Origin of the sequence: Bacillus cereus (genome assembly GCF_002567495.1) — a bacterium.
In the GTDB taxonomy this organism is placed as follows: Bacteria; Bacillota; Bacilli; order Bacillales; family Bacillaceae_G; genus Bacillus_A; species Bacillus_A cereus_AQ.
This window is the reverse complement of sequence record NZ_NVAP01000026.1, coordinates 1-14009: the sequence shown is the minus strand read 5'-3', so window position 1 is coordinate 14009 and position 14009 is coordinate 1. Positions and strand designations below refer to the sequence as shown.

The following is a 14009-nucleotide window of genomic DNA, read 5'->3' as shown; positions in this document are numbered from 1 at the left end:
TTGTCCCACTGCACGAAAAGTTTTTATTACTCCTCTTGCAGCTTCCTCCCTTCGAGTTTTCATTTAAATTAAAACTTTAATCAGTGGAGGGTATCCCCCCACTGATTTTTTAGGAATAACTATTAATTGTACTGTTTTGTACGCTTCCTTTTTCTACAACATACGGCTCATCAGCGTTTCCTTTTAATACGACACCGTCGCCAATTTTCACGTCTTTATCAATAATAACACCGTCTATTATACAGTTATCTCCAATTTGGCTCTTTTGCATAATAATGCTATTACGAACAATTGAGCCTTTTCCAATTTTAACTGAACGGGAAACAACACTGTTTTCTACTTCCCCTTCAATAATACTGCCGTTTGCAATCATTGTATTTTTCACGACTGCACCCTTTAAGTAACGAGTTGGTGGCTCATCTTTTACTTTCGTAAAGATTGGTGCTTCTTTCCTAAATAATTGCTTCCAAATAGCAGGTTGCAAAATTTCTAAGCTATGTTTATAGTAACTTTCAATCGAGTCAATAATTGCTACATATCCAGTATGTTCATATGTAGCAATGTGTAATGATTTCCCGCGTTTTTCTCTCACTACATCAAATAAACTATATTGCTCCACATCTTTATATGTCTCAAATAAATCTAACAATAATTGTTTCTTTAACACGTATGTTTGAAGCGAAACCCCTTCATGGCAAACTTCCGTAATATCAGCCTCCGTATGTATATGTCGCTCTAACACCGCTTGGAAATTTAATGCTGTTACAAGATGGCTATTCGTAATAACAACGTACTCTTCTCTGCTTCTTAGAAAATAATCAATATGTCTTCTAAAGTGTGCAAAAGACCCAAACTCATCTTGGTCACATTGGCAGTTTGGCGGAAATAAAAATAGTCCGTCTCGTTTTCTATCTAAATCCCACTGTTTTCCTGAACCGACATGGTCCATTAACGAACGATTTTTATGGCTTGTAAAAACTGCCACACTATGAATATTAGAATTCACCATATTTGAAAGCATGAAATCAATGAGTCGATAACGGCCCCCAAACGGTAACGCCGCTAGTGAACGATGCCCTGTTACTTTCTTTAAGGAAGGAAAACTTCCCGTTGCATTAATAATTCCTAACATTTTTTCTCCCATTCATTTCATCCCCCTTTTCTATTTCCCTTCAGCAATTAATACTACATCGTCAACATTCTTTTCTGGACGAATAATTGTTCCATCTTCGATAACCATCTCTGATCCAACGATCGCTCTTTCAATCACAACATTTTTACCAATCTTCGCTCCTGGCATAACGACGGAATCAATCACCATACTTCCTTCTTCCACCGTCACTCCTTGGAATAACACAGAATGCTTCACGTCCCCTTCAATGACGCACCCTTCATTAATAAGCGATTCTTCTACTTTTGCCTTTTCCGCAATATATTGAGGTGGCTCATTTGGATTGACAGAATAAATACGCCAATTACGATCGTTTAAATTAAGTGATGTTTCATCGCGAAGTAAATCCATATTTGCTTCCCACAAGCTCTTCACCGTTCCAACATCTTTCCAATATCCTTCAAACGGATACGCCATCAACTTCTTCCCTTCATCTAATAAAAGCGGAAGGACGTCTTTCCCGAAATCGTTACTAGATTCAGGGTTTCTTGCATCCATCTCTAAATACTCTTTCAAAATTGCCCAATTAAAAATATAGATTCCCATTGATGCAAGATTACTTCTTGGAAATTGTGGTTTCTCTTCAAATTCAACAATCTCCATCTCTTCATTTGTATTCATAATGCCAAAGCGACTCGCTTCATCCCAAGGCACTTCAATAACAGAAATGGAAACGTCCGATTCTTTCTCAATATGGTAATCTAACATTTTGCTGTAATCCATTTTATAAATATGGTCGCCTGATAAAATAAGAACATACTCCGGTTCATACTGACTTAAATAGTTTAAGTTTTGATAAATGGCACTTGCCGTACCTGTATACCACTTAACCCCTGAAGACTCCGCATAGGGAGGTAATACTGTGACCCCACCGTTTACTCGGTCTAAATCCCAAGCATTTCCGATTCCGATATAATTATGAAGTTCAAGTGGTTGATATTGCGTTAAAATCCCAACCGTTTCAATACCAGAATTCGCACAGTTACTTAGCGTAAAATCAATAATGCGATATTTACCACCAAATGGAACAGCTGGCTTGGCTAAATTTTTTGTTAATGCACTTAATCGACTACCTTTTCCCCCTGCTAGTAACATTGCTACGCACTTTTGTTTTTGAGCCATCTTGTTTTTTGCTCCCCTTTCTCGTCTTCACTGGTCGTAATATGGATACGCCAAATGGTGGAATTGTAATCTCTACATGTGCTGCTTGATTATGGTACGGTTCTAGAATCGTCTTAAGACGTTTCTTATTCACTTGCCCCGATCCGCCATATTGCTCAGCATCACTATTTAAAATCTCGTTATAATACTCGAAATCTGGTACACCTACTTTATAGTTTTCATATGTAGCTTTCGTAAAATTACATACGACAACTAACGCATCTTCTTGTTTATCCCCTTGGCGGATAAAAGAGAAAATACTTTGCTCATTATTATTCGCATCAATCCACTGAAAGCCTTCAGGTGAATGGTCAAGCTGCCAAAGTGGTTTTGAGCGCTTATACAATGCTATGAGCTCATTAAAGTAATCATGCATATAACGATGCATTTCAAAATCATGTAAATTCCAATCTAAATCTTCAAGGTCTTTCCACTCATCAAACTGTCCGAATTCTCCTCCCATGAAAAGTAACTTCTTTCCTGGGTGAGTAAAGAAATATCCATATAATAAACGAAGCTGAGCAAACTTATCCCAGTAATCACCTGGCATTTTATTTAATAACGACTTTTTCCCATGAACGACTTCATCATGAGAAAGCGGTAATATGAAGTTTTCAGAGTACGCATATAGTAAAGAAAACGTCATTTTCTCATGAATGTGTTTCCTATATTCAGGCGCACACTCCATATATTTCAGCACGTCATTCATCCAGCCCATGTTCCATTTGTAATTAAATCCAAGCCCACCTTCATACGTTGGAGTTGTTACAAGTGGCCAAGCTGTTGAATCTTCTGCCGTCATCAGAAAATCTTCATCCTCTGCAAACACTGCTTCATTTAACTCTCTCAAAAATGAAATAGCATGCTCATTACTTTGCTCTTGTCCTTCTTTATTCCAGTACAACATGTTCGCAACTGCATCTACTCTGAAACCATCAATATGGAAATATCTCATCCAAAATAACGCATTTGAAATTAAGAAATTACGTACCTCTCTCTTCCCTAAATCAAAATTGACAGTTCCCCATACTGGATTTTCTTGTACATCTTTATCTTTATATTCATAGGTCGGTGTGCCATCAAACAAATATAAACCGTGAGCATCTTTACAAAAATGCCCCGGTACCCAATCTAAAATGACACCGATTCCATATTTATGACATTCGTCGACAAAATGCATCAAATCATGTGGTGTACCGAATCTACTCGTTGCGGCATAATATCCCGTTCCTTGATATCCCCAAGAACGATCATATGGATGCTCAACAAGCGGCATAATTTCAATATGTGTAAATTGATGTTCCACCACATATGGAATGAGCTCTTCTGCCATTTCCCTGTAAGAATACAGTGTTCCATCTTCTTTCTTTTTCCAAGAACCAAAATGCAATTCATAAACTGTCATCGCTTCTTTATAAACCGATTTTTTCTTTTTCTTACGATTCCAGTTTTTATCATTCCATTCATATCCCTTTATATCAAAAACTACAGATGCCGTATTCGGTCTTACTTCTGCATATACAGCATACGGATCTGCCTTTAAAATGACGTCACCAGCCAACGTTTCAATCGCATATTTATATATTTCTCTTTCTGCAATATGCGGTATAAACAAGGACCAAATTCCCTCTTCTGTCACTTGTAGCATCTTATGTTGCTCATAATCCCACTCATTAAAATCTCCAACAACACTCATTGCTTTCGCATGAGGAGCCCATACTGTGAATCGTACACCTCGCATCCCATCTTCCGTCACAATATGTGCCCCAAAGATGTTATAACTGTCATAGTACTTTTCTGTATGAAACTCATCTCGTTTCACTTCTTCACAATTTATTACACTCAATATGCTCACCTCACTTAGATGACAGAATTTTTTATACTTTAACTATTTCTGCGAAAAACTATGATATCCTTGTTAATTTATAAAAAACATTCGTTTTTTTCTTAAAAATGTTAGTTTTTCTTCACATTTCTGTGTAAAATATCGAATTTTGACGAATATTCATTGCAAACGCTTCATTCTACTTCTATATTTCCACCTATTATTTTTTTCTCAACCTTTATTTTATTAGGTTTATCCTATCTTTCACGCTATTTTACACTTGAAATAACCATAAAATAATCTGTCATAAAAAAATGTTTCTCAATATTTTTTGTCACAATTTTATTGAAATGCGAAATTCATAAGCATATACTTGTTCTCAATAAAGAACATTGATCTTTCGTAACTACAATTCATAGCGGACTACTATGTTTACTTATTTATCCTTGTTACGAATGGTCGCTATAAAAATTTAACTAGGGGGCTTTCTTATGTCATTAAAACAAAAAGTAGGAATGGGAGTTGTTACCGCTTCACTTGGTTTATCCCTTACATTCGGCGGTGTATTCGCTTATTTCAGTGATTCAGAAACATCAAGCAACTCATTTCAAGCTGGAACACTAGATCTTTCTCTTAATCCAAGTGTAATCGTTAATGTGAAAGATTTAAAACCAGGTGATTTTATTGAAAGGAACTTCAAGCTTGAAAACAAAGGTACATTGGATATTGCAAAAGTAGCACTTGAAACATCATATGACGTTACAGATGCAAAGCAAAATAATGACGGTGAAGATTTAGGTGATCACATTGTCGTCAAGTTTCTAGTGAACGATGGACAGCCATCTAATCCAAACGATGATCATGAGATTTTGTGGGAAACAAAACTATCAGAATTAAAAACTATGAAACCTGAAGATGTCGCTACGTCCCTAGAACGTCATAACTTAATAGATGGTATTAAATCTGGTGAAACAGATTACTTACACGTTCTCTTCTCATTTGAGGATAACGACCAAGATCAAAATAAATTTCAAGGTGATTCCTTACAGCTAAACTGGACATTCCATGCTGAGCAAACAACAGGCGTGGAGAAATAGTTTTTAAAAATATAAATTACCGGAGGCCTATAAATGAAAAAGAAAAATCGTTTTGTTACTGGAATTGTAACGGCTGGCGTTCTATTTTCAACTGCCATTCCGTTCAATGTACTTGCCGAAAGTCCTATTAACCAAATTGAATCTTCAAATGCTCAGTCTATATTATCAAAACTTTCTAAAGAACAACGCCGGGCACTACAAACGTTAGATGCCAACCCTGGTTTTACAATTTCACCAGATATTAATACGAGTAGTTCTGAGCCCGTAAATATCATTGTAGAATTTCAAACTGCTCCAGTAAAGATTAATGAACTGAAACAAAAAGAAAAAGGATTACAAGCTGCTCCTGAAAATATAAAAGCACGTATTGATCAGGAACATGACGAATTTGAAAAAGGACTAAAACGTCTTTATCAATTTAGCCCATCAGTAAAATCAGGAAATTTCCAGTCTGTACAAATTAAACGTTCTTATAAGTATGCGATAAATGGCGTTGCAATGACATTACCGGCAAATACAGTTGAAGAATTGTTACGGATTGGTGTTGTAAAACGTATTTGGAAAGATTACGAAGTAAAATTGAATTTGCCGAAACAAGCGCAGCAAAAAGCTCCTCAAAAACTAACAGATAGCATCCCACAAATCGGGGTAGATAAGTTACATAGTGAGGGCATTACCGGAAAAGGTATTAAAGTTGGGGTATTAGATACAGGGATTGATTACAATCATCCTGATCTAAAAGACGTGTATAAAGGCTATCGTGCAAAACCTGGTGAGGACTCTAGCAAAGTAGATCCAAACTCCGTAAAAGGTTGGGACTTTATTAACAACGATGCAGATCCGATGGAGACTACTTATTCAGAGTGGCAACAATCTGGCGCTCCTGAATTTGATAACCGTGGTTCTGCCTTCTACACATCACACGGTACTCACGTAGCAGGTATCGTTTCTGCTCAAAAGAAAAACAAATCGGATTCAGCAGTAAAAGGTGTGGCACCTGACATTGAACTATATAACTATCGTGTACTCGGTCCATATGGAAGTGGAGATAGTTCAGGTATTATCGCTGCAATTGATAAATCTATTTCTGACGGTATGAACGTTATTAACTTATCGCTAGGTGATGATAGCAACAATCCACTTGATCCAACATCTATCGCTGTTAATAATGCGATGCTTTCAGGCGTTGTTACAGTCGTTGCTGCTGGTAACTCTGGACCAAACCCATCAACACTCGGATCACCAGGTGCTTCTCCATTCGCTATTACGGTTGGAGCAAGCGATAGTTCTATTTCCTTACCGAAACTATCAAGTCATGCTGGACAATTACAATTCCCTAACTTGATTTTATTTGGAAAAAATTTCACTGATAGAATAGAAGATTTCAAAGGACAATCTTTACCTATTGAATCTGTAGGAATCGGTACAGCTGACGAGTTTAGTAAAAAGGATGTAAAAGGAAAAATCGCTCTCGTTGCACGTGGTACAACCTCATTTGATGAAAAAATTGCTAACGCAAAACAAGCCGGTGCAAAAGCCGTTATTATTTATAACAATGTGGATGGAGAGATTCCTTTCTACGTTGGTGAAAGCACAAAATACATTCCAGCATTCCGCCTAACGAAAGAAGATGGTGAAAAACTAAAAGTTCAAATCGAACAAGGTAGCACATCCTTAACTTTCGATGAAATTAATTACATTCAAACAGAAGGCGATCATCTTGCAGACTTTAGCTCACGCGGTCCTGTTACAGCAAATGATGATATTAAACCAGATATTACAGCGCCTGGTGTTGCTGTACTTTCAACAGTGCCTGAATATATTAACGACCCACAAGAGGGCGAAAACTATGATGTTTCCTATGAGCGTATGCAAGGAACATCCATGGCTTCACCTCATATCGCTGGCGTTGCTGCTTTAGTTTTACAAGAACACCGAGACTACTCTCCATTCGATGTTAAAGCATCTATTATGAACACTGCTGATGATTTAAAAGAAAAGTATTCCGTATATGAAGTTGGAGCTGGACGAGTAGATGCTTACAACGCCGTTCATACTGAAACAAGCTTTAAAGTATTAGATACGACACAAACTGTTGTAAATGATGAAGTGATTGAAGTACCCGAAGAAACTGGATCCATTGCATTCGGTAAATTTTATCAAAAAGATGGAGAAGCTCTCGAGCAAAAACGGAATATAAAAGTTGAAAATCATAATAAAAAAGAGAAAAAAGAATTTAAAACAGAAATTTCTTATACACCAGCTTCTTCCACTATTAACGATGCTACCGCAAATGGCGTAAAAGTTTCTGTTCCAGAAACAATTACTCTTGATGCTGGCAAAGCAGATGAAATTGAAGCAAAAATTAATGTTCCAGCCGGTGTGAAACAAGGCCGATATGAAGGATATATTCACATTACAAATACGAAAAATAAAGAAGAAACGTATCAAATACCATTCTCTATTCGTGTATCAGAGCCTGGTATTGAAAATGCGCTATTATCAAGAAAGGCCATTTCAACTGATACATCTAAATTCAATCCATACCGTGAATCTTATTTACACGGGGCATTCCAATTAAATAGCGAACTTGAGACATTAGATCTTATCGTGAAGGATTCAAAAACAAATAAAGCTCTCGGTTTCATTGGAACGTTAAACACTAGTGGACTAAAAACGGATGTGTACTACTACTTAGATTCATTCTTTAACGGAAATGTGTATCCTTTTACAAATGATCCTGCAAAACCAATCGGTGATGAGAAAATCAACTTACCAGAAGGAGACTACACAATTGAGTTTGTCGGCTATGATAAAGCTGGGAAAGCACGTGTGAAAGGTGATTATGTCATAATTGATAATACACCACCTGAAGTGAAGTTAACTGGAGTAAAACCCGGTATTTATGAATTAAATGAAGAAAACTATACAGTAGAAGACGGTAAAAAGGCACTATGGATTAAAGGAAATGTGTACGATTCGAACGTTGACTACTTAAAAGGAAAAGGATTAAATATTACGCAAGAAGCGAATGGGGTTATGTACTATAACTATTCTCCTTACTTGCATAAATTTTTACCAATTGATGCAAACGGAGACTTTAAAGTTGGCATTACACCTGACTTATTCCGAACGGAAGGCCCAATGAACACAGGCGTATACATTTTCGATTATGCAACTGCAGGTCCTGACTATCCAAGCGGTGTAAATAATTACTGGTTTGTCCCGCAAGGTGCTCAATATGCGAAAGCTAGTTATGATAAAAAAGAGTTATATAAAAATGACGAGTTCACAGTAACACTAAACGCAAAACACGTAAAACAATTTGTCTCTGGGCAATTTAATGTAAACTTCCTAGAGAAGAACTTCAAATTTGCAAATGCGAAATTTAATCCTGCTTTTGAAAAACTCCTTTCCGAAAAAGGAGTAACAGCGAAAGTAAATGAACCGAAACTAGAGGCAGGTTCTGTGACAGTTGGCGGCGCCATCAATGACAAAAACTTCGCTGGATTAGATGGTGATTTCCCGTTCATTGATGTAACTTTCAAAGTAGAAAATGATGAGTTTTATGCAGCAAATGCTCAATTAGAGACACCAGTTTTCGTTTACTGGAAACAAGGTGAATCAGAACCGAATAGAATGCGTGTACTTCAAGATCAAACATTCTCAGTTATGTCCTTAAACTCACTAGTAGAAGGAAATATTAAACCTGGTGCATTCTTAAATGAACGTGGATATTTAGATGAAAAGTTCGATTATACAAAGCTTGGCGTAAAAGTATATGCAACTGATTCTTACCGTCATAAGTTTGAAGGCTCACTAGATAAATACGGATACTTCAAGCTGAATGGACTTCCAGTTAATAAACGCGACTATAACTTATATGTAGAAGTACCAGGCCATTTAACAAGCCTTCTAACAACGAAATTAGGTACTGAAAAAGATGGTAAGCTACTTGGTCAATACTATTATGCACGACCTGACGAAAACCTTGCCGGCGATGTAAATGGTGATAAAGTAATCGATATGAAAGATGCTGAAATTATCGCTAGCAACTATGGTAAAAAAGGACTAACTGTAAAAGACGGCGATCTTAATAAAGATGGTATTGTCGACGAAAAAGATATTCGCTTCGTTGAAAAGAACTTCTTGAAAAAAGGTCCAGATGCATCTAAATCACAAACACCTGTAGAAAAATCAAAGAGCGGTACACTCACAGATATTTTAAAGAAATTGGGATTAACGCCTAAAAAAAAATAATAATAATAAAGAGCACTCTATCTAAAGTAGAGTGCTCTTTTCTATAAACGACCCTTATCCAGCAAAAGGGGTATATTGGGGATATACAAGGGAAACCGGAAAAGGAATTTATATTAAATTATATGAATTCAGAGGTAGGAAGCAGTTTCCCGCCTCTGAATTATTTAACAATTATTATAGTACTGGTGCCATTGTTTCTTTTAATACTTTTACAGAATGAGCGAATTTTGCTTTTTCATCTTCATTTAGCTCAAGTTCTACGATTTCACGTACACCTTCGCGGTTAATAACAGCTGGAACACCTACGAAAGCATCTTTCTCACCGTATTGTCCTTCAAGGTATGCAGATACAGTTAATACGCTGTTCTCGTTACTTAAGATTGCTTTAGTTACACGAAGTAGTGACATACCGATTCCGTAGTAAGTTGCACCTTTACGTTCAATGATATGGTAAGCTGCATCGCGCACATTTTCAAAGATTTTATCTAAATCTTCTTGTTTGTACTGTTCGTTGTTAGCTAAGATTGTTTCTAGTTTTTGCACACCTACAGTAGCATGGCTCCATACTGGAAGTTCAGTGTCACCGTGCTCACCAACGATGTAAGCATGAACGTTACGTGGATCTACATCTAAGTAGTCACCTAACATGTAACGGAAACGAGCAGAGTCTAAAGTTGTACCAGAACCGATTACGCGTTCTTTTGGTAGACCAGATTCTTTCCAAGTTACGTAAGTTAAAATGTCAACTGGGTTAGTTGCAATTAAGAAGATTCCATCGAATCCGCTATCCATAATACCGCGAACGATTTGTTTAAAGATCTTTGTGTTTTTCTCAACTAAGTCTAAACGAGTTTCACCTGGCTTTTGTGGTAATCCAGCAGTGATAACAACTAAATCTGCATCTTTACAATCTGCATAGCTACCGCTCCAAACTTTTGTTGGTGATGGAGAGAATGGTACCGCATGGCTTAAGTCCATTGCTTCCCCCTCTGCTTTAGCTTCATTCACATCTACAAGTACGAATTCTTCAGCTACACCTTGGTTGATCATTGAGTAAGCGTAACTACAACCTACAGCTCCTGTCCCTACTAATACTACACGATTGATACCTTTTTTCATGATAATTTCCCCTCTCTATTGTTCACATATATTTTTTTATGATTATTTAAGTAATTAATTAAAATACTAATTTAATGTTGTTTAACTTCTTTACATTCATATTGTAGCACGTATCATTGTGAATTACTTCACAAATTATGACCTATTTGTGAACTTTTTCACATAGAGTGTAAAGTTATTAAATCAAGTATGAAATCAATCTCAATGGAGGCGTTTTCTTTAGATTGTGAATAAAAATAATGTGATTTGATTCTTCCCTGCAACTAAATTTACTTTCTATAATCAAAATCCTAATATTCACAAAAAATGTAATCACATTATCACCTCCCTTTTAACCATTACCGTATATTAATAAAAAAATATTAGTTAAAATCATGCATTCTTTTCTAATAATAAACCATTCAATATAAGTGACAGGCTATGCAACGCTTTAGACAACTGTGCTTCTGCATCTTCAGAATTTGCGATCCAACAAGCGAGATCCACTAGTCCACCATTTATGAACCTTGCTAAAGCTTCATAGTCCGTCTTTTCAATAATACAAGCATTCATTAGTTGCTGAAGCATCTCCGCCATCGTCACTAAACATTGTGAGTGTGATGATTGATAATAACTAGTTCCTAATACTGCTGGTGCATCACGAAGTACGATTCGCTGAATTTCTGGATTAAGTGCCATCGTTAAATAAGCACGACAGCGCCCAACAAACCCTTCCCATTCCCCTTCCGCCTCATCTGATACTTTCCTTAATTTATTATCCATTTCCATATCAATTTCTTTTACAACCGCTTCTAACAATCCTTTTTTATCACCAAAATGATGATAAATTGCACCACGGGTTAAACCGACAGATGCTGTAAAATCATCCATAGATGTGTTTACATATCCAATTGTTCCAAAAGCCTCTCTTGCTGCACTCAGCAATTTAGCACGTGTTTCAATAATCATTTCTGCTCTTGTTTTTCTAACCATCTTTTCCTCCTACATCTACTTATTTCCTTTATTCAAGATGGATCCCATTATAGTATCGTTCTCTATGTAAAAGAAGAAATCCTTTGAACGTCAGTCCTCTCTCCAGAGATAAAACATTTCAATTGACATACGCACCGTATNNATACGGTGCGTATGTCAATTTTTTCTAGCTCACAAGATAATATAACTTCTTACTTATACCCTACATTGACTCACTGCCCCTTTTTATAGAAGTATTAATGAAACAGAGGAGGAGTTAAAAGAATGAAGAATGTATATGTAAACGTCAAATACTTTGGTGATTATTATGTTTAATTCCTACCGTGAGATTTTTAGAGCTCCTGGTACAAAAGAATTCTCATTAGCAGGATTTATAGCTCGTATGCCCATATCAATGATGGGCATTGGTATTGTTACAATGTTATCTCAATTACGTGGTGACTATTGGCTTGCTGGAGCCGTTGCAGCCACCTTTACATTATCATCAGCTTTACTAGCTCCTCATATTTCTCGTATGGCCGATCATTTAGGGCAATCTCGCATCCTTCTTCCGACTACAGGTATCAGTGTTTTCTTTACAATTCTCTTACTCCTATGTACAAAATATGAAGCGCCTTATTGGACGTTATTTCTATCTGCCCTATGTGCAGGTTGTATGCCAAACATGTCGGCCATGGTACGTGCACGGTGGACTAAACTATACCGTGGATCCCATAAATTGCATACAGCATTCTCATTTGAATCGGTCGTCGACGAAATTTGCTTCATAATTGGTCCTGTGTTATCTGTCAGTTTAAGTGTTATGTTCTTCCCAGAAGCAGGGCCACTTTTATCATCTGTTTTTCTTACAATCGGAGTATGCCTATTTACCATTCAAAAAAGTACAGAACCGCCTGTACATCCCCACGACATTACAAATAAAGGAACAGTATTTAAAATTGGTTCATTACGAGTACTAGTATTTACACTCATCGCTATAGGTACTATATTTGGCACAATAGATGTAGTTAGTGTAGCTTTTGCTGAGCATCAAGGAAACGCAGTAGCTGCTAGCTTTGTGCTTTCCGTCTATGCAATCGGTTCATGCCTGGCAGGTCTTATTTTTGGTACCCTTAAACTCCGTACTCCACCCTATAATCAATTTTTAATAGCCGTCACACTATCCATGATAACAATGCTGCCACTAATTTTCGTAAACACTATCGCTTGGCTAGTAGTTATTGTTTTCTTTGCAGGGCTATCTGTCGCTCCTACTATGATTATTACTATGGGACTAGTGGAAAAAATCGTACCTGAATCAAAAATAACCGAAGGAATGACTTGGGCAATTACAGGACTTGGTATTGGAGTCTCTCTAGGATCAGCAGTAGCTGGTTTAGTTATTAATAACTTTGGAGCTCGTGCAGGATTTAGTGTGGCTATTATGGCAGGAGGACTTGCCTTAACTATTGCACTTTTAGGATACAAAACACTCCACTCCGCATATAGTCATGCTGTTATGAAACCAGATGAACATTCAGTAGAGAGTTAAAATATATTCAAAAATAGGATTACCTTTTCTTATGTATGAGAAGAGGTAATCCTATTTAGATTAATATAACTTTTTTAAATGTATTATTTATAATGTGGCATAGCTTCTTCTATATTTATAATCAACAAAAAAGAGATAGCAGATTATGCTATCTCTTTTAGTATGACCCGTACGGGATTCGAACCCGTGTTACCGCCGTGAAAGGGCGGTGTCTTAACCACTTGACCAACGGGCCAGTTCTGGCAGAGAAGAAGGGATTCGAACCCTCGCACCGCGTTCGCGATCTACTCCCTTAGCAGGGGAGCCCCTTGAGCCACTTGGGTACTTCTCTATAATATGGCTCCGCAGGTAGGACTCGAACCTACGACCGATCGGTTAACAGCCGATAGCTCTACCACTGAGCTACTGCGGAACAATTATGGTGGGCCTAAATGGACTCGAACCATCGACCTCACGCTTATCAGGCGTGCGCTCTAACCAGCTGAGCTATAGGCCCATAATTGAAAAGCGGGTGAAGAGAATCGAACTCTCGACCAGAGCTTGGAAGGCTCTTGTTTTACCACTAAACTACACCCGCATTAAATTATAAATGGTGAGCCATGAAGGATTCGAACCTTCGACCCTCTGATTAAAAGTCAGATGCTCTACCAACTGAGCTAATGGCTCATTTTGAAAGTGGTGCCGGCTAGAGGACTTGAACCCCCAACCTACTGATTACAAGTCAGTTGCTCTACCAATTGAGCTAAGCCGGCTTGCGATTTCAAAATGGTGGCTCGGGACGGAATCGAACCGCCGACACGAGGATTTTCAGTCCTCTGCTCTACCGACTGAGCTACCGAGCCTTTATGTAAAAAAAATGGCGGTCCCGACCGG

Annotated in this window: 8 protein-coding genes and 8 tRNA genes; 3 read left to right on the top strand and 13 right to left on the bottom strand. The window is 37.4% G+C overall.

Annotation, left to right across the window (positions count from 1 at the left end; genetic code table 11):
• Positions 1-109 precede the first annotated feature (109 nt).
• Genes glgD through glgB form a run of 3 tightly spaced genes read right to left on the bottom strand, consistent with a single transcriptional unit; the run spans position 110 to position 4178 of the window.
• On the bottom strand, positions 110-1144 hold the full coding sequence (gene glgD, locus COK05_RS12285) for a glucose-1-phosphate adenylyltransferase subunit GlgD (protein ID WP_098612796.1): 1035 nt from the start codon (positions 1142-1144) through the stop codon (positions 110-112).
• A gap of 18 nt (positions 1145-1162) precedes the next feature.
• Positions 1163-2293 carry a glucose-1-phosphate adenylyltransferase gene (gene glgC, locus COK05_RS12280; RefSeq protein ID WP_000057602.1) on the bottom strand — a complete coding sequence of 377 codons (1131 nt, stop codon included), beginning with the start codon at positions 2291-2293 and terminating at the stop codon, positions 1163-1165.
• The gene (gene glgB / locus COK05_RS12275) at positions 2241-4178 is read right to left on the bottom strand and encodes a 1,4-alpha-glucan branching protein GlgB (RefSeq protein WP_098612795.1); all 1938 of its coding nucleotides are present in this window, start codon (positions 4176-4178) and stop codon (positions 2241-2243) included. The genes glgC and glgB overlap by 53 nt, the downstream gene beginning before the upstream one ends.
• A gap of 470 nt (positions 4179-4648) precedes the next feature.
• Between glgB and COK05_RS12270 the strand changes: the two genes are divergently transcribed.
• Positions 4649-5254 carry a CalY family protein gene (locus COK05_RS12270; RefSeq protein ID WP_098612794.1) on the top strand — a complete coding sequence of 202 codons (606 nt, stop codon included), beginning with the start codon at positions 4649-4651 and terminating at the stop codon, positions 5252-5254.
• 33 nt (positions 5255-5287) lie between these two features.
• Positions 5288-9514, top strand: coding sequence for a S8 family serine peptidase (locus COK05_RS12265; protein ID WP_098612793.1), 4227 nt, complete (start codon positions 5288-5290; stop codon positions 9512-9514).
• A 174-nt stretch (positions 9515-9688) separates the two neighbouring features.
• On the opposite strand, the gene COK05_RS12255 is transcribed toward COK05_RS12265, so the two are convergent.
• Entirely contained in the window at positions 9689-10633 is a 945-nt protein-coding gene (locus COK05_RS12255) for an L-lactate dehydrogenase (protein WP_098612791.1), read from the bottom strand.
• 372 nt (positions 10634-11005) lie between these two features.
• On the bottom strand, positions 11006-11605 hold the full coding sequence (locus COK05_RS12250; RefSeq protein WP_098612790.1) for a TetR/AcrR family transcriptional regulator: 600 nt from the start codon (positions 11603-11605) through the stop codon (positions 11006-11008).
• A 307-nt stretch (positions 11606-11912) separates the two neighbouring features.
• On the opposite strand from COK05_RS12250, the gene COK05_RS12245 reads away from it, so the two are divergent.
• Positions 11913-13136 (top strand): MFS transporter, encoded by a 1224-nt coding sequence (locus tag COK05_RS12245; RefSeq protein WP_098612789.1) that lies wholly within the window; start codon positions 11913-11915, stop codon positions 13134-13136.
• Between the two features lie 163 nt (positions 13137-13299).
• Here COK05_RS12245 and COK05_RS12240 read toward each other — a convergent pair.
• The 8 genes from COK05_RS12240 to COK05_RS12205 form a co-directional block, all read right to left on the bottom strand.
• Positions 13300-13371, bottom strand: a tRNA-Glu gene (locus COK05_RS12240).
• A gap of 5 nt (positions 13372-13376) precedes the next feature.
• Positions 13377-13467, bottom strand: a tRNA-Ser gene (locus COK05_RS12235).
• Between the two features lie 6 nt (positions 13468-13473).
• Positions 13474-13548, bottom strand: a tRNA-Asn gene (locus tag COK05_RS12230).
• Positions 13549-13555: 7 nt separating this feature from the next.
• A tRNA-Ile gene (locus COK05_RS12225) sits at positions 13556-13632 on the bottom strand.
• A 10-nt stretch (positions 13633-13642) separates the two neighbouring features.
• Positions 13643-13713 (bottom strand) — tRNA-Gly (locus tag COK05_RS12220).
• Positions 13714-13726: 13 nt separating this feature from the next.
• Positions 13727-13802, bottom strand: a tRNA-Lys gene (locus COK05_RS12215).
• Between the two features lie 10 nt (positions 13803-13812).
• Positions 13813-13888 (bottom strand) — tRNA-Thr (locus COK05_RS12210).
• Positions 13889-13902: 14 nt separating this feature from the next.
• Positions 13903-13978 (bottom strand) — tRNA-Phe (locus tag COK05_RS12205).
• Between the last annotated feature and the right edge of the window lie 31 nt (positions 13979-14009).